The organism is Thioclava sp. IC9, assembly GCF_002213225.1.
Classification (GTDB): domain Bacteria; phylum Pseudomonadota; class Alphaproteobacteria; order Rhodobacterales; family Rhodobacteraceae; genus Thioclava; species Thioclava nitratireducens.
This window is the reverse complement of record NZ_NBNX01000004.1, coordinates 371749-396770: the sequence shown is the minus strand read 5'-3', so window position 1 is coordinate 396770 and position 25022 is coordinate 371749. Positions and strand designations below refer to the sequence as shown.

Below are 25022 nucleotides of genomic sequence, written 5' to 3'. Positions count from 1 at the left end.
TGGCCAAAACCGCTCCGCTCTGATTCACTTCACGAAATCGGGATACAGGGGCACTGCCATGCTCAATCTCCTTCTACACACGCCGACATCGCGACGGTTCTATCGCGTGGAAGTCTCCGACAACCTGTTCGGGGAATATACCGTGCTGCGCGAATGGGGGCTGCAAGGTCAGACCGGCGCCTCCTGCCTGCGCTGGTTCTCCAACCTGCGCGAAGCGGTCCATGCCGCCGAGCGGTTTCGCCGCCGGGCGCAACGGCGCGGCTACGCGCTGAGCGCGGCGGACGCAGGCGGCACGCAAAGCTGACGCGGCGAGCCGGATCGGTTCAATCCTCGGACTTCTCGGCCTTCGCCGCCGCCCTTTCCTCGCGCTTGATCTTCGCCCGCATCTTCTCGAGCCGCGCCTTGAGCCGACTACGCCGCCGGTTCTGATAGGCGGTGATGATCGGCAAGGACACGTAGTAGCAGATGGTCGCCGAGATCACGCCGGGAACGATTCCGCCGATCAAGTAGGGTAGCCAGACGTCGGTGAAGAACCGCTCCAAACCGCTCCATTCGGCATGTTCGGGGGTGAACATCGCCCAGAAGTTATGCAGCAGATCGTGGCTCGCCGCCTGAAAGGTCTGCAGCAGGCTTTCGGGCTCTCCGCCATGATCGAGCCGGTCGCCCAGGATCTTGTGCCCAAGCTTCGTCGAGAAGACAGCGATGATCGGGAAGGTGACCGGATTGCCGAAGAAGGTGGCGAGGATCGCCGCGAGGATATTACCGCGCATGATCCAGGCCACGGCCGCCGCGCTGACGAAGTGAAATCCGAAGAGCGGCGTGAACGAGACCAAGACCCCGGCCCAGACGCCGCGGGCGATGCGATGCGGGCGGTCGGGCAGTCGGTTGACGCGGTGCTTGACGTATTGGAAAGCCCGGGACCAGCCCGAACGCGGCCAGATCGCCTCGCGCAGGTTGGCCAGGAGCCCCCTTTTTTCGCGCCGCCTGAAGACCACGCCGCCGTCCTTTCTCCCCCCTGCGCCGTGTGCGTCAGGGTTTGCGCGACAGGTTCCTGATCCGCTCCACCTGCGCCACGTCGCTCTCCGCCTCAAGGGCGGTAAGCAGGCGATGCATATGTTCCGCATCGCACAGTTCGACCTCTACGAGCACCGAATAGAAATCCGGCTTGCGCTCCACGAAGTTGAGGTCCGAAATATTTGCCTTCTGCTGGCCGATCAAGGTGCAGATATGTCCCAGCACGCCTGCGTCGTTCGAGATCGTGACCTTGAGCGTCGCGGTATAGGCAGGCGGGTGTTGCCCGGTTTTCCAATGCAGATCGACCCAGCGTTCGGGCTGATCCTCGAACTCTTCGAGAGCGGGGCAATCGATGGCGTGGATCACCACGCCCTTACCGCGATAGGTGATGCCGACGATCCGCTCTCCCGGGAGCGGCTGGCAGCAATCGGCACGGCGGAAGCTCTGATCGGCGGCGAGCCCCAGAACGGCGCGGGTCGGCTCGATCTCGGCGCCTTCGCGGCGTTGCGCGAGTTCCGGGTAAAGCGCGTCCAACACGTCCGAGGCCGCCAGTTCCGCAGATCCGAGCCGCGCGAGAACCTCGTCCTGATCGCCGATCCCCAGCGCCTTGCCGGCGGTGCGCAGCGCCTTGTCGGTCACGCGGCGGCCGACATGCTCAAACGCCACCCGTGCCAATTCCTGACCCAGCTTGATGAAGCGGTCGCGATCTTCCTCACGCAGCGATTTGCGGATCGCTGCCTTGGCGCGCCCGGTCGCCACTATATCGAGCCAGGTCAACTGCGGACGCTGGCCCGAGGCGGTGATCACCTCGACCGACTGGCCGTTTTTCAAGCGCGTCCAGAGCGGAACGCGGATGCCGTCGACCTTGGCGCCGACGCAGCTATTGCCGATACGCGTGTGGATCGCATAGGCGAAATCGATCGGAGTGGCGCCTTTTGGCAGCTTCACCACATCGCCTTTCGGCGTGAAGCAGAAGACCTGATCGGAATACATCTCGAGTTTGACGTTCTCGAGAAACTCGTCGTGATCGCCATCGCCATCGGGGTCCGAGAACCGCTCGCTCAACGAGGCCAACCATTTCGCCGGATCGACCGCGAAGGGGTTCTGCGCGCGCTCGCCATCGCGATAGGACCAATGCGCCGCGACGCCTGCCTCGGCGACTTCGTGCATCTGGCGGGTGCGGATCTGCACCTCGACGCGCTTGCCGTCGCGCCCCGACACCGTGGTGTGAATCGAGCGATAGCCGTTGGTCTTCGGCTGGCTGATATAATCCTTGAAGCGGGTCGGCACCGCACGCCAGCGGTGGTGGATCAGCCCGAGGACCCGGTAGCAGTCCATCTCGGTGCGGGTGATAACGCGGAAGCCGTAGATATCCGACAGGCGCGAGAAGGTGAGCTGCTTCTCCTCCATCTTGCGCCAGATCGAATAGGGCCGCTTCGCGCGACCGAACACGTCGGCGTCGATATCCTCGTCTTCGAGCAGCGCGCGGATGTCGGCGGTGATCTTCGGGATCACATCGCCGGTTTCCTTTTGCAGGCTGACGAAGCGCCGAATGATCGAGGTGCGCGCCTCGGGGTTGAGTACCTTGAAGGCGAGGTCTTCGAGTTCCTCGCGCATCCACTGCATACCCATCCGGCCTGCGAGCGGCGCGTAGATCTCCATCGTCTCGCGCGCTTTCTGAGCCTGCTTTTCTGGCCGCATCGAACGGATCGTCCGCATGTTGTGCAGGCGGTCGGCGAGCTTCACGAGGATCACCCGCAGGTCTTTCGACATCGCCATGAACAGCTTGCGGAAGTTTTCCGCCTGCTTCGAGGCCGCGTTCGAGAGTTGCAGGTTGGTCAGCTTGGTGACGCCGTCGACCAGCTCGGCGATCTGCTCGCCGAACATCCCGGCGACCTCGCCATAGGTCGAGCGCGTGTCTTCGATCGTGTCGTGCAGAAGGGCGGTGACGATGGTCGCATCATCCAGACGCTGTTCGGTCAGGATCGCCGCCACCGCGACGGGATGCGAAAAATAGGGCTCGCCCGAATGCCGGAACTGCCCTTCATGCATGTCCTTACCGTAGGCATAGGCCTTCCGGATCAGATCCGCATCGGTCTTGGGATTATAATTGCGGACGAGCGCGATCAGGTCTTCGACGTCGATCATTCGCGCTCGTTCCGGCCAATCAGTGGATTACTCGCGCCCTTGCGCGTCCATCAGCGCGCGCAACATGCGCTCTTCGCTCATGTCGTCCTCGACGGCACGATCGGGGGATTCGCCACCCATGAGCATCGCCATCGAGTCCTCTTCGGGCTCGTCGACCTCGATCTGGGTCTGGTTGCTCTCGATGAGACGCTCACGCAGATCCTCGGCCGATTGGGTCTCCTCGGCGATTTCGCGCAGAGCGACGACGGGGTTTTTATCGTTGTCGCGCTCGACCGTGATGGGAGCGCCAGCAGCGATTTCGCGGGCACGATGCGAAGCGAGCATTACCAGCTCGAAGCGGTTCGGAACCTTGTCAACGCAATCTTCAACCGTCACGCGGGCCATGAATCTCTCCAGAAGAACTCGGATTGAGGGCCCTACTTAGGCTTTGCAGTGCGGAAACACAAGCGCCCATCCACCCCGCCCGCAGGGTTTTGCCCCCCTCATAGCGGAGAAATCGACGATTTTTCCGCTTCCGGAAGCGCTGCAAGCATCTCCATCACGCTTTGCCCCGTCACCGGATGGGGCCAGAGCGGCGCGATTTCGGCAAGGGGAATCAGCACGAAAGCCCTGTCCTGCAAGCGCGGATGCGGCAGGATCAGCTCGCTCGGGGCCTCGCGCTGCTGCGCGTCCTGCGGGAGATTCTGCCAGCGCAAGAAGGCGTCGCGATCCGGCAGAACCTGCTCCTCTGATGCAATCAGGTCAACATCGATGACCCGCGCGCTCCAGCGGCCTTCCCGCACGCGGCCAAATTCCTCTTCCAAGACATGGAGTTGCGCGAGGACATCGCGAGGTTGCAAATTGCATCGCATTTTGCAACAAGCGTTCACGAAGTCGGGACCGGCCCCAGCGGGAACGGCGGGCGTCGACCAGAAGCGGCTAATTGCCACCATGGAAAAACCCAGTTGCTCCAAGCGCTCCAAAGCGGCGCAGAGCGTTTCGCGAGGAGACCCATATTGGCTCGGTAAATTCGCCCCTAAAGCGACCAAATAGTTAGTGTCCATAAAGACAGATTCCGTTTCCCTCGCGAAATGCGATATGTCCTAGTTAAATCTGGTCGGCCCTCCCCGCCTGTGCAAGACTGAGATACGGTTAATCCTTTCCGTATCGGCACATGAGCGATCTGGTCCACCCCACCTGTGCAAGAGGACTGTATGTTCTACAAGGACGAACGACTCGCCCTGTTCATAGACGGATCTAATCTTTATGCGGCCGCCAAGGCGCTTGGCTTTGATATTGATTACAAGCTGTTGAGACAAGAATTCGAGCGCCGCGGCAAACTCGTGCGCGCGTTTTATTACACAGCCCTCCTGGAGAGCGAAGAATATTCGCCGATCCGTCCGCTGGTGGATTGGCTGAATTACAACGGCTTTGCGATGGTTACCAAGCCCGCGAAGGAATATACGGATTCCATGGGCCGCCGAAAGGTGAAGGGCAATATGGATATCGAGCTCGCCGTCGACGCGATGGAGCTCGCACCGCGCCTCGATCATATCGTGCTGTTCTCTGGCGATGGCGATTTCCGGCCGCTGGTCGAAAGCCTTCAGCGTCAGGGCTGCCGTGTCTCGGTCGTCTCGACGATCCGCTCGCAGCCGCCGATGATCGCCGACGAACTGCGTCGTCAGGCCGATAATTTCATCGAACTCGACGCGCTGCGCGAAGTTATCGGGCGCCCGCCGCGCGAGCCGCGCGAAGGCGAAGACGGCAGCGAGAGCTGATCCGGGGCCTGACGCGGGCCGTAATTCGTGATTGAAGGGGCGTGCGGATCACCTGCGCGCCCTTCGTCTTTTCCGGGATCGTTCTCCCGGCTGCTTTTCACGAAAGCCCTGATGCTCGAAAACGTCTCCCTGCTCGGCCTCTTCGTCTCGGCCCTTCTGGCCGCCACGCCGATCCCCTTCCAGTCGGAAGTGGTTTTCGTGGCGCTGCAGACCCTCGGCACCCAGAATATCTGGCTGATGATCCTCGTCGCCGCCTTGGGTAATACGATCGGCTCGCTCGTCACTTATGCGATCGGTCTCGGCGTGACCCGCTGGAAAGATCGCAAATGGTTTCCCGCGAACGAGACGCAGCTCGCGCGCGGCCACCGTTGGTTCGAGCGCTGGGGGATCGGGCTATTGCTGCTGAGCTGGGCGCCCGGAGGCGACCTGATCTGCCTCGTCGCGGGCATCCTGCGGATGTCGATGTGGCTGTTCCTGCCGCTGGTCTTCATCGCGAAAGCGGGACGCTACGCGGTGCTGGCATGGCTGACGGCACAGGCCATCGGGCTTGCAAGCTGATCGCCTCTGGACGCGAGGCTGGTGGAGCTTTACGTCTGAACCCGAACAAAGGAGCGCGCGATGAAACCCTCCCTGACACTCTATCTCGCAGCCCCGCGCGGCTTTTGCGCGGGCGTCGACCGGGCGATCAAGATCGTCGAGATGGCCCTCGAGAAATGGGGCGCCCCGGTCTATGTGCGCCACGAGATCGTGCATAACAAATACGTCGTCGACAGCCTGCGCGACCAAGGCGCCGTCTTTGTCGAAGAGCTCGACGAATGCCCCGACGACCGACCGGTGATCTTCTCGGCCCACGGCGTGCCGAAATCGGTGCCCGCCGAGGCTTCGCGGCGCGAGATGATCTATGTCGACGCGACCTGCCCGCTGGTGAGCAAGGTCCACAAGGAAGCCGAGCGGCACTCGAACGAGGGGCTGCAGATGGTCATGATCGGCCATGCCGGCCACCCGGAAGTTCTCGGCACGATGGGGCAACTGCCTGAAGGCGAGGTGCTACTGGTCGAAACGGTCGAAGACGTGGCCAAGATCACACCGCGCGATCCCGACCAACTGGCTTTCATCACCCAGACCACGCTTTCGGTCGATGACACGGCAGCAATCGTCGAGGCCCTGCAGGATCGCTTCCCGAAGATCGTCGGCCCCGCCAAGGAAGACATCTGCTATGCCACCACGAACCGTCAGGCGGCGGTGAAGGCGATGGCCGATCAGATCGACGCGCTGCTGGTGATCGGCGCGCCGAACTCGTCCAACTCGCGGCGTCTCGTCGAGGTCGGCAAGGCTTCGGGCTGTACCTATTCGCAACTCGTGCAACGCGCCGAGGATATCGACTGGCGCGCACTGGAAGGCGTGAAGACGGTCGGCGTGACCGCAGGCGCGTCAGCACCGGAAGTGCTGATCGACGAGGTGATCGACGCTTTCCGCCAACGCTTTGACCTGACGGTCGACCAGATCGAAACCGCCCGCGAGGACATCGAGTTCAAGGTGCCGCGCGTATTGCGGGAAGCCTCGTGATGCGCGGTATGGGTCCGAAAATCCCCGGCGGCGCGCTGATCCTCGGCCTTGCCGGGCTGATCCCGTTCCTTTGGGGCGTGCTGGTGGTGCAGACCGGGCAATTCGCCTTCGTCGCCGATCCGCGTGTAGCCGTGCTCGCCTATGGCCTGATGATCTTCTGCTTCATGGCAGGCAGCCTCTGGGGCTTCGCGGCGCGTGCGGAATGGGAGACCGGCTATTTCCTCGCCGTCGCTCCGGTCATCTTCTTCATCGCCTTCGTGGCGCTCGGGATGCCGGTGAATTTCGTGCTGCTTCTCGGCTTCCTCGCGCTCTTGCCGCTCGACTGGCTGTTCCAGAAGTTCGGTCATACGCCGCTCTGGTGGCTGAAACTGCGCATCGGCCTGACGGCAGTCGTCGTCGCCTGCCTGATCGCGATCGTAAGGACGTAACGTGATGAAGCTTTATTCGATGCCCTCCTCAGGCAACAGCTACAAGGTGCGTCTGCTGATGGCGCTGCTGGGCGAGAGCTATGACCGGGTCGATGTGGAATATGACAGCGACGCATTGGCTCAGGCGCATGAAAGCGGGGCCCTTCCCTTCGGCAAAGCACCCACGCTCCAACTCGATGACGGGCGGGTGCTGGGCGAATCCAACGCGATCCTGACCTATCTCGGCGAAGGCTCGCGCTTCGTGCCGGAGGATCGTTTCGCCCGAGCGCAGATGCTGTCCTGGATGTTCTGGGAGCAGAACCAGCACGAGGGCGTCATCGCCGTGCGCGCCGCGATCCTCTGCTATCCGCATCGCGCCCATGAGCGAACGCAGGAGACGCTCGACGCGCTGGAAGTGCGCGGCCACGTCCTTTTGGGCATCATGGAGCAGCGGCTGGAGCAGGCGGATTGGCTCGCAGGCGACAAGATGAGCCTCGCCGATATCTGCCTCTACGCCTATACCCACACCGCTGAATCCCGCGGCGGCTATGATCTCGAGCCCTTCCCGGCGCTGCGCCGCTGGCTCGACCGGATCGCTAAGCTCGACGGCTATGTGGGTCTCGATGGCTAAGCTTTACGCATGGACGGATGGCGCGTGCAGCGGCAATCCCGGCCCCGGCGGCTGGGGCGTCTTGATGCGCGCGATGGACGGCGAAGCGGTCGTCAAGGAGCGCGAGCTCAAGGGAGGCGAGGCCGAGACCACCAATAACCGGATGGAGCTTCTGGCCGCGATCAACGCGCTGGAGGCCCTGACCCGCGACACCGCGATCACGATCACCACAGACTCCGCCTACGTGAAGAACGGCGTGACCGGCTGGATCCACGGCTGGAAGCGCAACGGCTGGAAGACTGCGGCGAAGAAACCGGTGAAGAACGTCGATCTCTGGCAGCGGCTCGACGAGGCGCAGCGCCGCCATCGCGTGACCTGGGAATGGATCAAGGGCCATGCGGGCCACCCGGAGAACGAGCGCGCCGATGAATTGGCCCGCGCCGGGATGGAGCCCTTCAAACCGGCCAAGCAAAAATGACCGCCCTACCCGCATGGCTGGGAGATTTTCCCGTGGGTGCGGCACTGGATTACGCTTCGGTGCTGGTCTTCGCACTGACCGGGGCGCTGGTCGCCTCGCGCCAGCAGCTCGACCTCGTGGGCTTCATCTTCGTTGCCGCGCTGACTGCTATCGGCGGCGGCACCCTGCGCGACCTGCTTCTCGGCCGTGACCCGGTCTTCTGGGTCGGCGATCCCACCTATGTGCTGATCGCGGCGGGGGCAGCGGTAGTCGTGTTCTTCACCGCGCATCTTCTGGAGAGCCGCTATCGTGCACTGCTGTGGCTGGATGCCTGCGCATTGGCGGTGGCGGTACCGGCGGGCGTGGCGATCACGATGCGGCTGGAGCACGGCCCGGTCATCGTGCTGATCATGGGCATCGCCACCGGCACCTTCGGGGGCCTGATGCGCGACGTGGTTTGCAACGAGGTGCCGCTGGTCCTCAAACAGGGCGAGCTTTACCTGTCCTGCGCCTTCGCAGGGGCAGCGAGCGCGCTGGTCGCGACGGCGCTCGGAGCGGATACGCTGCTGGCGCTGCTGATCTGCGGCGGCGTGACCTTTGCGCTGCGCGCTGGATCGCTGCGCTTCGGCTGGAAGCTCCCGGTCTACAAGGCCCGCCCGCCGAGGCAATACTGACGGAAGTCGATTAACCGAAGTAACTCAGCACCACCGGCGCGAGGAAGGCGGTCAGCACCGCGTTCAGCCCCATGCCGATGGACGCAAAGGCGCCCGCAGTCTCATGTACCTGAAAGGCACGCGCCGTGCCGATCCCGTGGGCCGCGACGCCCACCGCGAAGCCCCGCGCCCGCCAGTCGCGAAAGCCCAGCAGGTTGAGCATCGGCGTCACCGTAATCGCCCCGATCATCCCGGTGAGGATCACCAACGCCGCCGTCAGCGACGGCTCCCCGCCCAAGCTTTGCGAAATCCCGATAGCCACCGGGGCCGTCACCGATTTCGGCGCGAGCGAGGCGAGCAACTCAGGCCCCGCCCCCATCGCCTTCGCTATCGCCAGAACCGAGACGATGGCCGTGACCGACCCCGCCACCAGCCCCGCTGCGATCGGCAGAAGCGCGCGCTTCACCTTGGGCAGGTTCGCATGCAGCGGCACCGCCAGGCAGACCGTCGCCGGGCCCAGCATGAAATGCACGAATTGCGCCCCGTCGAAATAGCGCTGATAGGGCGTGCCGGTCATCAGGAGCACCGCGCCGAGGATCACCACCGCGATCATCACCGGATTGGCGAAGGGGTTGCGGTTCACGCTTTTGAAGATCGCATCCCCGATCCAATAGGCGATCAGCGTCGCCCAGAGCCAAAGCAGCGGTTCGGAGGACAGATAGGACCAGAGCTTGAACGGATCAGTCATCCACATCGCTCCGTGTCAGCTTCGCCACCGCGACGAAAACCGCCGCACCGACCACGATCGCAAGCATGGTCGAGACCACCAGCGCCACCGCCAGCCCCACCCCATGCTCGCGCAGCGCGCCGAGATGCGCGACGATCCCCACGCCCGCCGGCACGAAGAGAAGCGACAGGTGTTGCAAGACGAACTGGGCAGTGGGGCGCACGATCTGCTGCACCTTGCCCGAGACGCTCATCACGATCAGCAGGAAGATCATCCCCAGAACCGGGCCGGGAAGCGGTAGCTGCAAGGCGCGGGACAGGATCTCGCCGGCGAGTTGGCAGGCGAGGATCAGGGACAGGGCTGGGATCATCGGTCGGCTCCTTGGGTCGCTTTCGATGCTAAGCCTGCCCGCAAAAAAGGAAAAGACGGACTATTCAAGAGCTTCAGGCGAAACACGCTTCTCCCGGCTTCGAGGATTCGGAGCGCAAATAGCGCGAAACACCGGCGAGAATACGCCAATATCTTGTGGATAATACCGCCATCATCGCCAGATGAAGTGTCTTTCCATTGACTCGCAGGCCTGCTCTACGGACACTTCTCAGTACTCATTCAGATTCGGAAAGTTCGTCAATTGCGCTTCTCTCGGCTACGTCTCAACGGTTTCAAGAGCTTCGTGGACCCCACGGATCTCGTGATCCATGACGGGCTGACCGGCGTCGTCGGGCCCAATGGCTGCGGCAAGTCGAACCTCCTGGAAGCGCTGCGCTGGGTGATGGGCGAGAACCGCCCCTCGGCGATGCGCGGCGGCGGGATGGAAGACGTGATCTTCGCGGGTGCCTCGTCGCGGGGCGCGCGCAATTTCGCGGAAGTCGCGCTGCAGATCGACAATACCGAGCGGCTCGCGCCCTCGGGGTTCAACGACAGCGACGGGCTGGAGATCGTGCGCCGGATCACCCGCGATGCGGGCTCGGCCTACAAGGTGAACTCCAAGGACGTGCGGGCCCGAGACGTTCAGATGCTGTTCGCGGACGCCTCGACCGGCGCGCATTCGCCCGCACTCGTGCGGCAGGGCCAGATTTCCGAGCTGATCAACGCCAAGCCGAAGAACCGTCGCCGCATCCTCGAGGAAGCGGCCGGGATTTCCGGGCTCTATCAGCGCCGCCACGAGGCGGAGCTGAAGCTGAACGGCGCCGAGCAGAATCTGACGCGCGTCGATGACGTGATCGAGCAACTCGCCACGCAGCTGGCTACCCTCGCCCGGCAGGCCCGCCAGGCCGCGCGCTACCGCACCATCGGCGAAGAGCTGCGCCGCGCCGAGGGGATGCTGCTGTATCGTCGTTGGCGCGAAGCCGATCTGGCCCGCACGACCGCCGAAGAGGCGCATCGCGAGAAGGTCACCGGGGCCGCGCAAGCCGAGAGAGCCTCCCGCGAGGCGGCGAAAGCCCGGCAGGGCAAGGAAGACGCATTGCCGCCGCTGCGCGAGGAAGAAGCCATCGCAGGCGCGATCCTGCAACGCCTCACCGTACAGCGCGACGCGCTCTCGGATCAGGAAGATCAGGCGATTGCGCGGATCGAGACGCTGAAGGCGCGGATCGACCAGCTCGTGCGCGACATGGAGCGTGAGGCGGGCCTCAATCGCGATGCGGGGGAGACGATCGGGCGGCTCGAATGGGAGCAGGCGCAGATCGCGAAAGCCTCCGAGGGGCATGAAGACAAGCTGGCCGCAGCGGTCGATGCCGCCCATGAGGCCGCGCAGATTCTGCAGGAGCGCGAGGCGCAACTGTCGGAACTGACCGAGGATGTCGCGCGGCTCGCGGCCCGCCACCAGTCGTCGCAGCGTTTGGTGACCGACAACCGCGCGACGGCCGAGAAATCCGAGGCCGCCGCCGCGCAGGCGAAGCAAGCTGCCGAAGCTGCTGCCGCCGCGCTTGCGAAGGCGAATGCGGAATTCGAGGCGGCCGAAGGCGCACAGACACAAGCGCAAGCTGCCGCCGAAGCTGCCGAAGAGTCGTTGGCCGCCGCCGATGACGCGCGCGCCGAGGCGCAGGGCCGCGAAAGCGCAGCCCGGGCAGCGCGCTCGGAGGCCGAGGGCGAAGCGGGGGCCTTGCGCGCCGAAGTCTCGGCACTGGCTCGTCTGGTCGAGCGCGAAGCCTCCAACGGTCAGCAAATTCTCGACCGCGTCCGGGTGGATCGTGGCTACGAGGCGGCCCTTGGTGCCGCCCTCGCCGATGATCTGCGCGCACCGGAAGTCGGCGAGGATGACGCGACCGGCTGGCAAGCCCTCTCCGACTATCCCACGCCGCAACCCCTCCCCGCCGGGGTAGAGCCGCTCTCGGCCCATGTCGACGTGCCCGACGTGCTGGTCCGCCGGATTTCGCAGATTGGTCTGGTAGAGGATTATGACGAGGGCGCGCGGCTGCAGGATCAGCTGGCCCCCGGTCAGCGGCTGGTGTCGACCGAGGGCGACCTGTGGCGCTGGGACGGCTATCGCGCCGGCGCCGAGGATGCCCCGACCGCCGCCGCGCTGCGCCTGCAACAGCTCAACCGTCTGGTGGAATTGAAGCGCGATCTCGAAGAGGCCGAGGCGCGCGCTTCGGGCGCGAAATCCGCTCATGAGGCGCTGACCGCCGCGCTGGCCGAGGCCACACGCGCCGATGCCAGCGCCCGCGAGGCGCGCCGCGAGGCCGATCGCCGTCTGGCCGAGGCGGGCCGCGCGCTCAGCCGCGCCGAGGCCGATCGTTCCATCGCCAGCTCCAAGCTGGAAAGCGCACAGCTCGCCGTCGCACGCCACGAGGAAGAAGCTAGCAGCGCGCGGATGGCGCTGCGCGAGGCGGAGAATGCGCAATCCTCCCTGCCCGATTTGGACGCCGCGCGCGGCGACGTCGAGGCTGTGAAGATGACCGTCGAAGCGGCGCGGATGACGATGATGACCAAGCGCTCCGCCCATGACGAAATCCGTCGCGAGGGCGAGGCGCGGCTAAAGCGTCGGCAGGAGATCACCAAGGAAATCTCCGGTTGGCGGCACCGGCTGGAGACCGCAGAGAAACGCTCCGCCGAGCTGGAAACCCGCAAGATCGAGAGCGAGGCGGAGTTGAAAGACGCCTCCGCCGCCCCTGAGGAATTGGCCGCGAAACGCGCCGAGCTGTCGGAAGCCATTGCCACCGCCGAAGCGCGTCAGGCCGAAGCGTCGGAGAAGTTGTCAGGCGCGGAAACCGCCCTGCGCGAGGCGCAGCTGGCCGAGCGCGAGGCCGAACGTCTAGCTGGCGAGGCGCGCGAAGCCCGCGCCCGCGCCGAGGCCCGCGTCGACGCGGCGCGCGAAACCGTCGCCTATGCCGCCGAACGCATCCTCGAGGAAACCGAGAAGTCTCCGCAGGATCTGCTGGAAAGCCTCGATACCGATCCCGATAAGATGCCCGACGCGGAGAAGCTCGACGCGGAAGTGAACCGGCTCAAGCGACTGCGCGAGAGCCTCGGCGCAGTCAACCTGCGCGCCGAGGAAGATGCGCGCGAGGTACAGGAAGAGCATGACGCGCTGGTGCAGGAGAAATCCGATCTCGAAGAGGCGATCCGCAAGCTGCGCGCCGGGATTTCGGGACTCAACCGCGAAGGGCGCGAGCGTCTTCTGACCGCGTTCGAGCAGGTGAACGAGAACTTCCGCACGCTGTTCACCCACCTCTTCGGCGGTGGCTCTGCGAACCTGCAACTGGTCGAAAGCGACGACCCGCTGGAGGCCGGTCTCGAGATCATGTGCCAGCCGCCGGGCAAGAAGCTGTCCACGTTGTCGCTGTTGTCGGGCGGGGAGCAGACGCTGACCGCGATGGCGCTGATCTTCGCGGTCTTCATGGCCAACCCCGCGCCGATCTGCGTGCTTGACGAGGTCGACGCGCCGCTAGACGACGCCAACGTTACGCGCTTCTGCGACCTGCTCGACGAGATGACGCGGCGCACCGATACGCGCTTTTTGATCATCACCCACCATGCGGTGACGATGGCGCGGATGGACCGGCTGTTCGGGGTGACGATGCAGGAGCAGGGCGTAAGCCAGCTCGTCTCGGTCGACCTGAAGAAGGCCGAGGCGCTGGTGGCGTAACAGCAAGGGGCTCCGCCCTCGTCGCCGTAGGGCGACAAAACTAAAGGGTGAAGGGGCTCCGCCCTGCGCTATCGCGCCCCGGGATATTTTCATCAAGAAGAAGAGAAGCGATTCCGCTTGCGGGAGAAAAGGCGCGCGCCTAGCCTCGCGTCGAATTTCACATGGAGGGCGCAATGGCCAAGATCGAAGCACGTCTCGAAGAGTTGGGGATTCAGCTTCCCGATGCCCCGGCACCGGCCGCGAATTACGTGCCCTTCGTGCGCACCGGCAATCAGCTGTTCGTCTCGGGGCAAATCTCGAACGGGCCCGAGGGTCTGATCCGCGGCAAACTCGGCGACGGCATGGATGTCGAAGAGGGCGCGATGGCGGCGCGTTTCTGCGGGCTGGCTCTGATCGCCCAGGCGAAGGCGGCCGTCGGCGATCTCGACAAACTCCGCGTGGTGAAGCTAGTGGGATTCGTGAACTCCACCGCTGATTTCACCGATCAGCCCAAGGTCATCAACGGCTGCTCCGACCTGATGGTCGAGGTCTTCGGCGAAGCCGGGCGTCACGCGCGTTCGGCGGTCTCGGCGGCTTCGCTGCCGATGGGCGTCGCAGTCGAGATCGAGGCGATTTTCGAGGTCGCGTGATGGCATTGCATCCTGATTTTCTCCGGCTTCCGATCGCGCATAGGGCTTTGCACGACTACACGCTGGGCCGCCCTGAGAACAGCCGCGGGGCGATCCGCGCGGCAATCGCCGCGGGTTACGGAATCGAGATCGACGTGCAGCTCTCCGCCGATGGCGTGCCGATGGTGTTTCACGACTACGCGCTGGACCGGCTGACCGCAGAGCGCGGCCCGGTACGCCAGCGAACGGCGGCGGAGCTGGGTGCGATCCATCTGAGCGGCACGGAGGAAGGTATTCCGACCCTCGCCGAAGTGCTGGAGATCGTGAAAGGCCAAGTGCCGCTTCTGGTCGAGATCAAGGATCAGGACGGGGCTCTCGGTTCGCAGATCGGCGCGCTGGAGGAGGCGACGGCGCTGTTGCTGCGCGATTACGAGGGCCCGGTCGCAGTGATGTCCTTCAACCCCCATGCGGTGGCGGCTTTCGGCGAATTGGCCCCGGACGTCGCTGTCGGTCTGACAACCTCGGCCTACCAGCCCAATGACTGGGCTCTGCTGCCCGCGGCGCGCGGCGACGAGCTGCGCCACATCCCCGATTTCGATCGCGTCGGGGCGGCCTTCATCTCGCATGAGGCGAAGGACCTGAACGCGCTTCGGGTGACCGAGCTGAAATCGCTCGGCGTGCCGGTTCTGTGCTGGACGATCCGCTCCGTCGACGAGGAGGCGCTGGCGCGGCGGGTCGCCGATAACGTGACCTTCGAAGGCTACCTCTCGGCGCTTCCGGCTTGACGCGGAGCGCGCGGGGCACAGATTCAGGCAAAGGATCGCCTAACCTCCCGGGATGAAATGGATCAAAGCGTTGAAATCACGCTTTATTCGGATATTTCCGAAATAAGTGAAGCAGACTGGAATGCCTGCGCCTGCCCCGAAACCGGGGATGGGGAACGGGCGTTCGACCCGTTCACCACACATCGGTTTCTTGCTGCACTCGAGGCCTCCGGCTCGGTCGGGCCGGGCACGGGCTGGGATGCGCGGCATCTGGTGGCGCGGATGGGCGATCGGATCATCGGCGTCGCGCCGCTCTACGTGAAATCGCACAGTCAGGGCGAATATGTCTTCGATCACGGCTGGGCCGATGCGTTCGAGCGCGCGGGCGGGCGCTATTACCCCAAGCTGCAATGCGCGGTGCCCTTCACCCCAGTGGCCGGGCGGCGTCTGCTGGTTCTGCCGGGGCTGGAAGAGGCCGGGGGCCGCGCGCTTCTGGCTGGCATGGCGCAGATCGCGGAAGGGGCCGGGGTTTCCTCGGTCCATATGACGTTTTGTACCGAGGACGAGGCTGAGCTTGCCGCCGAAGCGGGCTGGCTGCCACGGATCGGGCAGCAGTTCCATTGGTTCAACGAGGGGTATGAGAGTTTCGACCAGTTCCTCGGCGAACTGAGCTCACGCAAGCGCAAGGCTTTGCGGAAGGAGCGTCAGCGGGCGCAGGCCTTCGGCGGCGAGATCGTGCAGCTGACTGGCGACGACATACGGCCCGAGCATTGGGACGCGTTCTGGCAGTTCTATCAGGACACCGGCGCGCGAAAATGGGGCCGCCCCTACCTGACTCGTGCCTTCTTCGATCTTCTGCACGAGATGCGCGACGACGTGCTTCTGGTGCTTGCGATGAACGGCGACCGCCCGATCGCCGGTGCGCTGAACCTGATCGGGCGCGAGGCTCTGTTCGGGCGCTACTGGGGGTGTATCGAGGATCACCCCTTCCTGCATTTCGAGCTTTGCTACCATCAGGCGGTCGATTACGCGATCGCGCACAAGCTGAGCCGGGTCGAGGCCGGCGCGCAGGGCGAACACAAGCTGGCGCGCGGCTACCTGCCCGTCGCCACCCATTCGGCGCACTGGATTGGCCATCAAGGTCTGCGCGGCGCGGTCGCGGAGTACTTGGAAGCCGAACGCGCCGCCGTGGACGAAGATATCGAGATACTGACCGAAATGGGCCCGTTCCGGAGCCCCTCGGGTGGCAGCGATGAGCAGGCGTGATAAGTAGCAGTGTTAAAGGACGTATGACGGGAGCGATGAATGAATTTCAATGACCTGACCGATGTCAGCGCGTGGCTGACGCAGGATCGGATCGATGCGGCCATCATGGTTGCGGTGAATGTGGTGGCTGCGCTGGTGATCCTGCTGGTCGCAATGGCGATCTCGGCCTGGGCCAAACGGCGCATCGTGGCGCTGTCGCAGCGCTACAAGCGGCTGGACGACACGCTCTTCGGCTTCCTCGGGAACATGGTGAAATACCTGATCCTCGCGATCGGGGTGATCTTCATCCTAAACCGCTTCGGCATCCAGACCACGTCGCTGGCCGCCCTCGTCGGTGCTGCCGGTCTGGCCATCGGTCTCGCGCTGCAGGGCACGCTGTCGAACCTCGCCGCCGGGGTGATGATCATACTGTTCCGCCCGTTCCGCCAAGGCGACTACATCGCCGCGGGCTCGGAAAGCGGCACGGTGACCGAGATTCAGCTCTTCTACACGGTTCTGACGACCTATGACGGCATCCAGATCATCGTGCCCAACAGCGACATCTGGTCGAGCGCGATCACCAATTACTCCGCCAATCCGACACGTATGATGGATCTGACGATCGGCGTCGCCTATGACGCGGATCTCAAGAAAACGCAGGAAGTGCTGGAGAAGATCTCGCTCTCCGATCCGCGCGCCCTGCCGGAGCCCGCGCCGGTGATCCGCGTGAAGCAGCTCGGCGACAGCTCGGTCGATTTTACCTTCCGTGTCTGGGCCACCACCGCCGACTTCTGGGGGCTTCAGGCGGAATATACCCGCAAGATCAAGGAGGAGTTCGACGCGAACGGCATCGGCATCCCCTTCCCTACGCGCACGCTCGAAGTGGTGCAGGTGCCGAAGATCGAAACCCACAGCGTGACACGCGAAAGCGGCGCCGCTTGAACTGGCGGCCCGCTGCTGCAAGGCTGCGGGCCAGCTTAACGTATCAGGGAGTAAGCGATGACTTCGAAGCTCGAACCCGAGGAACGCAGGGCGCTGCTGAACGCGCTTGAAGATACCGGATGGCGCGCGGCCGATGGACAGGATGCCCTGATCAAGCGGCTCCTGTTCAAGGACTTCTCCGCCGCGTGGGGCTTCATGAGCCAAGCCGCGCTTTGCGCCGAAAAGATGGATCACCATCCCGACTGGCGCAACGTCTACAACAAGCTCGAGATCACGCTGACGACCCATGACTGCGGCGGCATCAGCGTGCTCGATATCGAGCTAGCCGGTGCGCTGGACTCGCTGGCCGAAGGCGTCGCCGAGGTCGATCGCGACATCGGACGCCCGTTGATGCGACTGGCCGAGCCGGCTCCGAAAGACGAAGACTGACGAAAAACGCCCGGCTCCTTGGCCGGGCGTTTTCCTTTGCATTTGGGCCGCGGATCAGATCTCCGCGAGAAGCCCTTCGCCTGCGGAGGCTTCACAGGTGCCGGGGCTTTCCTCGACATTCAGCTGCTTGACCACACCGTCCTCGACGAGCATCGCATAGCGCTTCGAGCGGTTGATGAGACCCGCGGGCGGCGCCGTGAAATCCATCTCGATCGCCTGCGTGAATGCGGCTTCCGGGTCGGCCAGCATGGTCAGCCCCGCCTCGGTCGCGCCCGTCGCCTCGCCCCACGACTTCATCACGAAGGGGTCGTTGACCGAGACGCAGATGATCTCGTCCACGCCTTTCTCCGCAAATTGGTCCTTGGTGCGGATGAAGCTCGGCACATGGGCGGTCGTGCAGACGCCGGTATAGGCGCCCGGCACCGCGAAGATCACGATCTTGCGGCCCTTCATCTTGTCACCAAGGCTCACGGGCTGCGGCCCTTCATCGCCCATCGCGAGGAGAGTCGCGCCAGGAAGAACGTCGCCGGTCGAAATAGTCATGAAAAGCTCCGATTTGTTCGCGTTGCACTTGTTCCGCCCGTCGATATAGGGTCATGCGCAAGCCGGGCCAGTGGAGAAAGATATGGGTGGAATAGTGATCGTCGGCGCGGGACAGGCCGCAGCCTCGATGGCCGCGAAACTGCGGGCACTGAAATATGACGGCACGATCACCGTGATCGGCGCAGAGCCGGTGCCCCCCTATCAACGCCCACCGCTGTCGAAAGCCTATCTGCTGGGCGAGATGGAGCTGGAGCGGCTGACCCTGCGCGCCCCGGACTGGTGGCAAGAAAACGACATTACGCTGCGGCTCGGCATCTCGGTCACCGCAATCGACACCGAGGCGCGGACGGTGACCCTGTCGGATGGCGAGACGCTGGATTATGCCGAACTGGCGCTCTGCACCGGGGCCACGCCGCGCCGCCTACCCGCCGCGATCGGCGGCGATCTGGGCAATGTCTTCACCGTGCGCAACCTCGCCGATGTCGACCGGATGCAGCCCCTTTTCACCGCCGGCAAACGGCTGGTCGTGGTGGGCGGCGGTTATATCGGGCTGGAGGCGGCCGCGGTCGCGCGCAAGCTCGGCCTCGAGGTGACGCTGGTCGAGGCCGCGCCGCGCATCCTCGGCCGCGTCGCCTGCAAGGAGACCGCAGACGCGATCCGCGCGCTGCACAGCGAGCGCGGCGTGGAAATCCTCGAAGGCGTCGGCCTGACGCGACTGACCGGCGAGGGGACCGTCACCGGCGCAATCCTCGAGGACGGGCGCGAATTGCCCGCCGATTTCGTGATCGTGGGCATCGGCATCACCCCCGACGAGGAAGTCGCCCGCGAAGCCGGTATCCATTGCGAGAACGGCATCGCTGCCGACGAACAGGGCCGCACCTCCGCGCCCCATATCTGGGCGGCGGGGGATTGTGCCTCCTTCCCCGGCACAGAGGAGCGGATCCGCCTCGAATCCGTCGGCAACGCGATCGACATGGGCGAGCTGGTCGCCGAGAACATGCTGGGTGCAGGTCGTCCTTACGCCCCGAAAGCGTGGTTCTGGTCGGACCAGTTCGACGCGAAGCTGCAGATCGCCGGGCTCAATGCAGGCTACGACCGGGTCGTCACCCGCCGCGATGAGGGCAGCAGCTTCTGGTATTTCCGCGACGGCCGCCTGATCGCAGTGGACGCGATCAATGACGCGCGCGCCTACATGGTCGGCAAGCGCCTCATTGAAGCTGGCAAACCCGTCACGCCCGAGGCAGTCGAAAGCACGGCAGAGTTGAAAGCCCTGATGAAATGAGAATTATCGGAGGCGCTAAACGCGGGCTGAAGCTGGCGGATGTGGGTGCAGGCGACATGGATGCCCATCTGCGCCCCACGACCGACCGCGTGCGCGAGTCGATCTTCAACCTGCTGACCAATGGCGGGCACGGCAATCCGGTGCCCGAGGCGCGGGTGCTCGACCTCTTCGCAGGTACCGGTGCACTGGGGCTGGAGGCGCTGTCGCGCGGCGCGGCCCGGGTGGCTTTCGTCGATGACGGCACCGCCGCCCGCGCGCTTCTGCGCCGCAACATCGAGGCTATGCGCGCGATGGGCGTGACGGATGTCTGGCGGCGCGATGCGACCAATATGGGCCCCAATCGCGGCCCCGGCTACGACCTCATCTTCCTCGATCCGCCCTACGGGATGGGCTTGGGCGAACGCGCCCTCGCCTCCTGTCTCGAGAATGGATGGATCGCTCCGGGTGCGATGATCGTTTGGGAGGAGAACACCGCGCCGATCCTGCCCGCCGCCCTCGAACAGCTCGACCAGCGTCGCTATGGCGACACGCTCGTAACTCTTGCCCGGATGCCCGAATGACGCAACACCACCCGATCCCGCACGCCGTCCTGTTCGATTGCGACGGTGTGCTCGTCGACAGCGAGCCCGCGACCTTCGATCTGATTCAGGAAGAATTCGCCCGCTACGGCGTGCACAAGACGATCTCCGAACTGGAAGACGCCTTCATCGGATCCACCATCGAGAACGTCTATCAATGGGGCCGCGAGCATGGGGCCGATCTGCCCGAGGGCTGGGTCGACAGCTATTACAAGGCGCTCTACGCGCGGTTGCGCGAGGGGACCGAGCTGATGCCCGGCATCCCGCGCCTTCTCGCGCGTCTCGATGCAGAAGGCATTCCCTTCGCGGTCGGCTCGAACGGCCGGAAAGCGAAGATGGAGGCGACACTGGGCCAGCACCCGGATATCCGCACGCGGCTAGAGGGGCTGCTGTTCTCGGGTCAGGACATGGGCATGCCAAAGCCGAAGCCCGATCTCTACATCCATGCCGCGCGCCATCTGGGCGCCGATCCGGCGGCCTGCGTGGTGATCGAGGACAGTCCTACTGGGGCGCGTGCGGCGAAAAACGCGGGGATGCGTTGTTTGGGCTACTCGCCGAAAGGCGACAATCCGCGGCTCGCGGCGGAAGGCGCAGAGCTCTTCACCGACATGCGTCAGGTGCCGCGGCTCATCGGCCTCGACCCCTGATCTTCGGCTTGGCTAAAATATCCCGGGGGGAGAGCCGGGATCAGCCGCCTTCCAGTGGAAGGACGCCCCGGCGAACGCCCGAAGCGCAAACGTAGGGCTTTGACGCAGCCAGCGGGGGCAGCGCCCCCACTAACGCCTGAACCTTAGCGCCAGGTCGGGTGGAAGCGCCCCGCCGGCGAGGTGGTGAAGATCTCGCAGCCATCGGCGGTCACGCCCACCGAATGCTCGAACTGCGCCGACAGCGATTTGTCCCGCGTCACGGCGGTCCAATCGTCGGCCAGAACCTTTGTCTCGGGGCGGCCGAGGTTCACCATGGGCTCGATCGTGAAGATCATGCCCTCTTCGAGCATCGCGCCGGTACCCGCGCGCCCGTAATGCAACACGTTCGGCGGCGCGTGGAACACCTTGCCCACGCCGTGACCGCAGAAATCGCGCACCACCGACATGCGGTTGCTTTCGACGAATTTCTGGATCGCGTGGCCGATATCGCCAAAGGTGTTTCCGGGCTTCACCTGCTCGATGCCGACCATCAGCGAGTCATGGGTGACCTGAATCAAGCGTTCGGCCTTGCGGCTCAGGTTGCCCGCTACATACATGCGCGAACTGTCCCCGAACCAACCGTCGAGGATCACGGTCACGTCGATATTGATGATATCGCCGTCCTTCAGTTTCTTGTCGCCCGGGATGCCGTGGCAGACGACATGGTTCACCGAGATGCAGCTCGCGTGCTGATAGCCGCGATACCCGATGGTCGCCGAGGTCGCGCCCAACTCGCCCACGCGGCGTTCGATGAAGGCGTCGAGTGCTGCGGTCGTGACCCCCGGCTCCACGAGATCAGCGACCTCGTCGAGGATCTGCGCCGTCACCTGCGAGGCGGCGCGCATTCCTGCAAAATCGCTCTGATCGTAGATCCGGATCCCGTCCTTCGTGGTGCGGCCCTGAGTATCGTCCAACGGTCTGCTCCTTAAGGGTTTCGGCCTTTAGATAGTCACAAAAGCGGGGCTTGGCCAGTGCCCGGGCTTTTCGCGCCCCGTTCCGCGCCCTATACCAAGTCGAAAGGAGCCTCACAGATGCCAAATCCCACCGCAGCGATCCTGATCATCGGCGATGAAATCCTCTCGGGGCGCACCCGCGAGGGAAACGCGCATTATCTGGCCGGACAGCTGGTCGAGCGCGGAATCACCTGCCGCGAAATCCGCGTGGTGCCGGACGACAATGACGTGATCGTTGCCGCGGTGCGGGAGCTTTCGGCGGCCCATGATCACCTTTTCACCAGTGGCGGGATCGGCCCGACCCATGACGATATCACCGCCGATGCGGTAGCCGAGGCGATGGGAGCCAAGCTCGGCGTGCGCGAGGATGCCAAGGCGATCCTCGCCGCGCATTACTCCGCGCGCGACGCTGAGTTCACCTCCGCGCGCCTGCGCATGGCGCGGATCCCCGACGGGGCCGAGCTGATCGAGAACCCGGTCTCTGCCGCGCCGGGTTTCTCGCTGGGCAATGTCCATGTGATGGCGGGCGTGCCGAACATCTTTCAGGCGATGGTCGAAGGGCTTTTGCCGAAGCTCACCGGCGGCGCGCCGATGCTCTCGCGCAGCCTGCAGGTTCTGCGGGCGGAATCGTCGGTGGCCGACGATCTGCGCGCGCTGGCTGGCCGCTTCCCCGACCTTTCGATCGGTTCTTATCCTTTCGTTCAAGAAGGCCGCTACGGCACCAATCTCGTGCTGCGCGGCACCGATCCCGATCAGGTCGAGGCGGGCTTCGCCGAGCTGAAGGCCGCCTTCCCGGAGGGCACATGATCGACGCCTACGCGATCATCGACGCGACCTGGCCAGCCGCCGAATATCGCCGCGCAGGCGGGTTTCTGATCCGCGACGGGCAAGGCGGCGGATCGCGCGTCAGCTGCGCTACGCTGGAGGTCCCGCTGGAGCAAGCCGACATTCCCGCCGCCGAAGCCGCGCATCGCGCCTTGGGCCAACGTCCGCGCTTCATGATCCGCGCGGGAGACGAGGCGCTCGACGCGGTTCTGGAGGCGCGCGGCTACGAAGCTTATGACCCGGTGCGGATCTGGTCCGCGCCGATCGCCGCGATGCAGGGCGAGGTCCCGCCCGTGACCGCTTTCGCCCATTGGCCGCCGCTGCAGATCGCCCGCGACCTCTGGACCGAATTGGATGTCGGGCCCGAGCGGCAGGCGATCATGGACCGCGCAGAGGTACCGAAAACCTGCGTTCTGGGCCGCAAGGACGACCGGGCCGCGGGCGTTGCCTATATCGCTCTCTACGAGGACGCGGCGATGCTCCACGCGCTCGCCGTTGCGCCGAAATACCGCCGCATGAGCCTCGCGCGCGAGATGATCTACGAGGGCGCTCGCTGGGCCGTTGAGGCCGGGGCAGAGCGGTTCGAGATGATCACGACGCTCGCCAATGACGCCTCGAACGCCCTCGCCGAGAGCTTCGGCATGGAAGTTCGCGCGCAGTATCACTATCGCCGCGCGCCGGAGGTGGCATGATCCGCCGTGCGCCACTCCTGCTGGCCAGTCTGCTCGCCGCCAGCCTGCCCCACGCCACATGCGCCGCCTCGTTAGATCTGACGTTGCCCGCCGGCGCCACCCAATCCGCGCAGGAAACGAGCCCCGCCACCAGCTACCAATTGGCGGTCGGTCCGTGGCAGGACGGCAAGCTCGAGACCCGCGATCTCGAGGGTGCGCGCTCCGACACGGCCTATCAGCTGCGGGCCAATCAAAATACGACGCTACAGATCCTCGCGCCGCTGCGCGATCAGCTCAAGCAGGCGGGCTACGACATCCTCTATGAGTGCGACACGCAGGCCTGCGGCGGCTTCGATTTTCGCTACGCCCTCGACCTGCTGTCCGAGCCCGCGATGCATGTCGATCTGGGCGATTTCCGCTACATCGCGGCGCGCAAGGATGCCGATTACCTTGGGATCACCGTCTCGCGGTCGTCCGAGTCGGGCTTCATTCAGGTGACCGAGCTGCGGGTGCAGGACGTCACCCCCGCTCGGCCCGACGACCCGCTCGCCGCGCCGCAAACCGCGCCGGTTCTGCCGCGCGCCGATGCCCCGGCTGTCGCCCCCTCCGCGCTTGCGCAGACGCTGGAGGCGCAGGGCTCGGTCGCGCTCGACGATCTCGACTTCCCATCGGGGGCATCCGCGCTCGGCGAGGGCGATTTCGCCTCGCTGCAGGCGCTGGCCGAGTTCCTCAAGGCCAACCCGGATTATCAGGTGATGCTGGTGGGTCATACCGATGCGGTCGGTTCGCTCGCGGCCAATATCGCGCTGTCGAAGAAACGCGCGCAATCGGCACGGCAAAAATTGATCGGCGATTACGGGGTGGCGGCGTCACAGGTCAGCGCCGAGGGGGCGGGCTTCCTCGCCCCGCGCGCAAGCAATCTGACCAAAGAGGGACGCGAGAAAAACAGACGGGTCGAAGCGGTTCTCACCTCGACCCGGAGTTAGCGCCAGCCGGCGGAATGGCCCGGCGCGGGAGGGAGTTCAGTCTCACCAGTTGTCGGGGCCCTTCTCGGCGAAGGTCTTGGCGAGGAAATCGATGAAAGCGCGCACTTTCGGCTGCGTGAAACGCCCCGGCGGATAGATTGCGTAGATGCCCAGCGTTTCCATCGGCAGATCGGGCATCGCTTCTTCCACGAGGCCCTCGCGCATCGCGTCGGCATAGAGGAACGAGGGCAGGTAAGCGATCCCGAGACCGGCCGTCGCGGCATGCAGCAGCGACTGGCCGTCATTGACCGTCAGCCAGCCCGCCGAGCGGACCTGACGCCGCTCGCCCGAAGGCGCGGTCAACTTCCAGACATTGCCCGCCGACTGGTTCGAATAATGCAGCAGTTTGTGGTTGTTGAGATCGTCGATCCGCTCGGGGCGGCCGAATTTCTTGAAGTAGTCTGGCGAGGCGATCATCCGGCGCGAGGTCTCGGTCAGCTTGCGCGCGCGCAGGCTCGAATCCTCCAGTTCGCCGACGCGGATCGCCATGTCGAACCCTTCGGAAATAAGTTCGACGTAGCGGTTGTTCAGCACCATATTCACGGTGATTTCGGGGAATTCCTGCAGGAATTCGCCCAGAACGGGAGAGAGAAGGTTCACACCGAAATCGGTGGCGACCGAGATGCGCAGCAGCCCCGAGGGCGCCGTCTGCATCGACGTCACCAGCGCATCGGCCTCGCCCGCATCGTTGAGAACGCGACGCGCGCGGTCGTAATAAGCCAGCCCGATTTCCGTCGGCGAAACGCGACGCGTGGTGCGATTCAGAAGACGTGCGCCGAGGCGCGCCTCCAACGCCGAGACATGCTTCGACACAGCCGATTTGGAGATGCCCATCTTCTTGGCTGCATCGGTGAAGCCCCCCTGATCCACAACCGTGGCAAAGGCTTCCATTTCAGTCAGGCGATCCATCCCAAACACCCTTCGGCTTGTAATTTCTGTTTCTTATTTTCCGCTTATCGAGCCGAAATCGGGCGCAATTTAGACTTCGCGGCGACAATACGAGGGTAACAATGGGAGAGAATCCCGCAGGTTGGTGACCTCT

29 protein-coding genes are annotated in these 25022 nt (G+C 64.6%); 20 read left to right on the top strand and 9 right to left on the bottom strand.

Going from position 1 to position 25022, the window contains the following annotated elements; all coding sequences use genetic code 11:
• Positions 1-58 precede the first annotated feature (58 nt).
• Positions 59-304, top strand: a complete 246-nt coding sequence (locus tag B6V76_RS13375; protein WP_075775408.1) for a WGR domain-containing protein — start codon at positions 59-61, stop codon at positions 302-304.
• Positions 305-323: 19 nt separating this feature from the next.
• Here the strand turns inward: B6V76_RS13375 and B6V76_RS13370 are convergent, their stop codons facing one another.
• The 4 genes from B6V76_RS13370 to folK form a co-directional block, all read right to left on the bottom strand.
• On the bottom strand, positions 324-995 hold the full coding sequence (locus tag B6V76_RS13370; protein ID WP_075775407.1) for a DUF2062 domain-containing protein: 672 nt from the start codon (positions 993-995) through the stop codon (positions 324-326).
• 34 nt (positions 996-1029) lie between these two features.
• Entirely contained in the window at positions 1030-3162 is a 2133-nt protein-coding gene (locus B6V76_RS13365) for a bifunctional (p)ppGpp synthetase/guanosine-3',5'-bis(diphosphate) 3'-pyrophosphohydrolase (RefSeq protein ID WP_075775406.1), read from the bottom strand.
• Between the two features lie 27 nt (positions 3163-3189).
• Positions 3190-3546, bottom strand: coding sequence for a DNA-directed RNA polymerase subunit omega (gene rpoZ, locus B6V76_RS13360; RefSeq protein WP_075775405.1), 357 nt, complete (start codon positions 3544-3546; stop codon positions 3190-3192).
• Between the two features lie 98 nt (positions 3547-3644).
• Positions 3645-4205, bottom strand: a complete 561-nt coding sequence (gene folK, locus B6V76_RS13355) for a 2-amino-4-hydroxy-6-hydroxymethyldihydropteridine diphosphokinase (protein ID WP_088725174.1) — start codon at positions 4203-4205, stop codon at positions 3645-3647.
• 150 nt (positions 4206-4355) lie between these two features.
• Between folK and B6V76_RS13350 the strand changes: the two genes are divergently transcribed.
• The 7 genes from B6V76_RS13350 to B6V76_RS13320 all read left to right on the top strand — a co-directional run bounded on the left by B6V76_RS13350 (position 4356) and on the right by B6V76_RS13320 (position 8633).
• On the top strand, positions 4356-4919 hold the full coding sequence (locus B6V76_RS13350; RefSeq protein ID WP_075775403.1) for an NYN domain-containing protein: 564 nt from the start codon (positions 4356-4358) through the stop codon (positions 4917-4919).
• Positions 4920-5030: 111 nt separating this feature from the next.
• On the top strand, positions 5031-5477 hold the full coding sequence (locus B6V76_RS13345) for a YqaA family protein (protein ID WP_088727671.1): 447 nt from the start codon (positions 5031-5033) through the stop codon (positions 5475-5477).
• A gap of 60 nt (positions 5478-5537) precedes the next feature.
• Positions 5538-6485, top strand: a complete 948-nt coding sequence (gene ispH, locus B6V76_RS13340; RefSeq protein ID WP_088727670.1) for a 4-hydroxy-3-methylbut-2-enyl diphosphate reductase — start codon at positions 5538-5540, stop codon at positions 6483-6485.
• Positions 6485-6913: a DUF3429 domain-containing protein gene (locus B6V76_RS13335; protein WP_240497861.1), complete on the top strand. Its 429-nt coding sequence runs from the start codon at positions 6485-6487 to the stop codon at positions 6911-6913. Before ispH ends, B6V76_RS13335 begins: the two co-directional genes overlap by 1 nt.
• A 4-nt stretch (positions 6914-6917) precedes the next feature.
• On the top strand, positions 6918-7523 hold the full coding sequence (locus B6V76_RS13330) for a glutathione S-transferase family protein (RefSeq protein ID WP_088725176.1): 606 nt from the start codon (positions 6918-6920) through the stop codon (positions 7521-7523).
• Complete coding sequence (gene rnhA / locus B6V76_RS13325; RefSeq protein ID WP_075775464.1) at positions 7516-7980, top strand: ribonuclease HI; 465 nt, start codon at positions 7516-7518, stop codon at positions 7978-7980. The genes B6V76_RS13330 and rnhA overlap by 8 nt, the downstream gene beginning before the upstream one ends.
• Positions 7981-8012: 32 nt before the next feature.
• Entirely contained in the window at positions 8013-8633 is a 621-nt protein-coding gene (locus tag B6V76_RS13320; protein ID WP_240497708.1) for a trimeric intracellular cation channel family protein, read from the top strand.
• Positions 8634-8643: 10 nt separating this feature from the next.
• On the opposite strand, the gene B6V76_RS13315 is transcribed toward B6V76_RS13320, so the two are convergent.
• Both B6V76_RS13315 and B6V76_RS13310 read right to left on the bottom strand, forming a co-directional pair.
• A complete protein-coding gene (locus B6V76_RS13315) occupies positions 8644-9360 on the bottom strand; it encodes an LrgB family protein (RefSeq protein ID WP_075775398.1) in 717 nt (238 codons plus the stop codon).
• Positions 9353-9709: a CidA/LrgA family protein gene (locus B6V76_RS13310; RefSeq protein WP_088719809.1), complete on the bottom strand. Its 357-nt coding sequence runs from the start codon at positions 9707-9709 to the stop codon at positions 9353-9355. The genes B6V76_RS13315 and B6V76_RS13310 overlap by 8 nt, the downstream gene beginning before the upstream one ends.
• Before the next feature lie 261 nt (positions 9710-9970).
• On the opposite strand from B6V76_RS13310, the gene smc reads away from it, so the two are divergent.
• The 6 genes from smc to B6V76_RS13280 all read left to right on the top strand — a co-directional run bounded on the left by smc (position 9971) and on the right by B6V76_RS13280 (position 17417).
• Positions 9971-13429, top strand: coding sequence for a chromosome segregation protein SMC (gene smc / locus B6V76_RS13305; protein ID WP_088727669.1), 3459 nt, complete (start codon positions 9971-9973; stop codon positions 13427-13429).
• A 173-nt stretch (positions 13430-13602) separates the two neighbouring features.
• Positions 13603-14058: a RidA family protein gene (locus tag B6V76_RS13300; RefSeq protein WP_088719811.1), complete on the top strand. Its 456-nt coding sequence runs from the start codon at positions 13603-13605 to the stop codon at positions 14056-14058.
• Positions 14055-14822, top strand: a complete 768-nt coding sequence (locus B6V76_RS13295; RefSeq protein WP_075775394.1) for a glycerophosphodiester phosphodiesterase family protein — start codon at positions 14055-14057, stop codon at positions 14820-14822. Before B6V76_RS13300 ends, B6V76_RS13295 begins: the two co-directional genes overlap by 4 nt.
• Positions 14823-14879: 57 nt before the next feature.
• Positions 14880-16067 carry a GNAT family N-acetyltransferase gene (locus B6V76_RS13290; RefSeq protein ID WP_088727668.1) on the top strand — a complete coding sequence of 396 codons (1188 nt, stop codon included), beginning with the start codon at positions 14880-14882 and terminating at the stop codon, positions 16065-16067.
• A 39-nt stretch (positions 16068-16106) separates the two neighbouring features.
• On the top strand, positions 16107-16988 hold the full coding sequence (locus B6V76_RS13285) for a mechanosensitive ion channel domain-containing protein (protein WP_088727667.1): 882 nt from the start codon (positions 16107-16109) through the stop codon (positions 16986-16988).
• Positions 16989-17045: 57 nt separating this feature from the next.
• Entirely contained in the window at positions 17046-17417 is a 372-nt protein-coding gene (locus B6V76_RS13280; RefSeq protein WP_075775391.1) for a 4a-hydroxytetrahydrobiopterin dehydratase, read from the top strand.
• Between the two features lie 54 nt (positions 17418-17471).
• On the opposite strand, the gene B6V76_RS13275 is transcribed toward B6V76_RS13280, so the two are convergent.
• Positions 17472-17960 (bottom strand): peroxiredoxin, encoded by a 489-nt coding sequence (locus tag B6V76_RS13275; protein WP_075775390.1) that lies wholly within the window; start codon positions 17958-17960, stop codon positions 17472-17474.
• 82 nt (positions 17961-18042) lie between these two features.
• On the opposite strand from B6V76_RS13275, the gene B6V76_RS13270 reads away from it, so the two are divergent.
• Genes B6V76_RS13270 through B6V76_RS13260 form a run of 3 tightly spaced genes read left to right on the top strand, consistent with a single transcriptional unit; the run spans position 18043 to position 20467 of the window.
• On the top strand, positions 18043-19242 hold the full coding sequence (locus B6V76_RS13270) for an FAD-dependent oxidoreductase (RefSeq protein ID WP_088727666.1): 1200 nt from the start codon (positions 18043-18045) through the stop codon (positions 19240-19242).
• The gene (gene rsmD / locus B6V76_RS13265; RefSeq protein ID WP_075775388.1) at positions 19239-19802 is read left to right on the top strand and encodes a 16S rRNA (guanine(966)-N(2))-methyltransferase RsmD; all 564 of its coding nucleotides are present in this window, start codon (positions 19239-19241) and stop codon (positions 19800-19802) included. The genes B6V76_RS13270 and rsmD overlap by 4 nt, the downstream gene beginning before the upstream one ends.
• Positions 19799-20467, top strand: a complete 669-nt coding sequence (locus B6V76_RS13260) for an HAD family phosphatase (protein ID WP_240497860.1) — start codon at positions 19799-19801, stop codon at positions 20465-20467. Before rsmD ends, B6V76_RS13260 begins: the two co-directional genes overlap by 4 nt.
• A 143-nt stretch (positions 20468-20610) precedes the next feature.
• On the opposite strand, the gene map is transcribed toward B6V76_RS13260, so the two are convergent.
• Positions 20611-21420, bottom strand: a complete 810-nt coding sequence (gene map / locus B6V76_RS13255) for a type I methionyl aminopeptidase (protein ID WP_075775386.1) — start codon at positions 21418-21420, stop codon at positions 20611-20613.
• Between the two features lie 117 nt (positions 21421-21537).
• Between map and B6V76_RS13250 the strand changes: the two genes are divergently transcribed.
• From B6V76_RS13250 to B6V76_RS13240, 3 genes are read left to right on the top strand one after another with little or no spacing between them, the layout of a single operon-like run.
• Positions 21538-22266 carry a molybdopterin-binding protein gene (locus tag B6V76_RS13250; protein ID WP_088727665.1) on the top strand — a complete coding sequence of 243 codons (729 nt, stop codon included), beginning with the start codon at positions 21538-21540 and terminating at the stop codon, positions 22264-22266.
• On the top strand, positions 22263-22976 hold the full coding sequence (locus B6V76_RS13245; RefSeq protein ID WP_075775384.1) for a GNAT family N-acetyltransferase: 714 nt from the start codon (positions 22263-22265) through the stop codon (positions 22974-22976). Before B6V76_RS13250 ends, B6V76_RS13245 begins: the two co-directional genes overlap by 4 nt.
• Entirely contained in the window at positions 22973-23941 is a 969-nt protein-coding gene (locus B6V76_RS13240) for an OmpA family protein (protein WP_088727664.1), read from the top strand. The genes B6V76_RS13245 and B6V76_RS13240 overlap by 4 nt, the downstream gene beginning before the upstream one ends.
• A 42-nt stretch (positions 23942-23983) precedes the next feature.
• Here the strand turns inward: B6V76_RS13240 and B6V76_RS13235 are convergent, their stop codons facing one another.
• Positions 23984-24889, bottom strand: coding sequence for a LysR family transcriptional regulator (locus B6V76_RS13235; RefSeq protein ID WP_075775383.1), 906 nt, complete (start codon positions 24887-24889; stop codon positions 23984-23986).
• Positions 24890-25022: the final 133 nt, after the last annotated feature.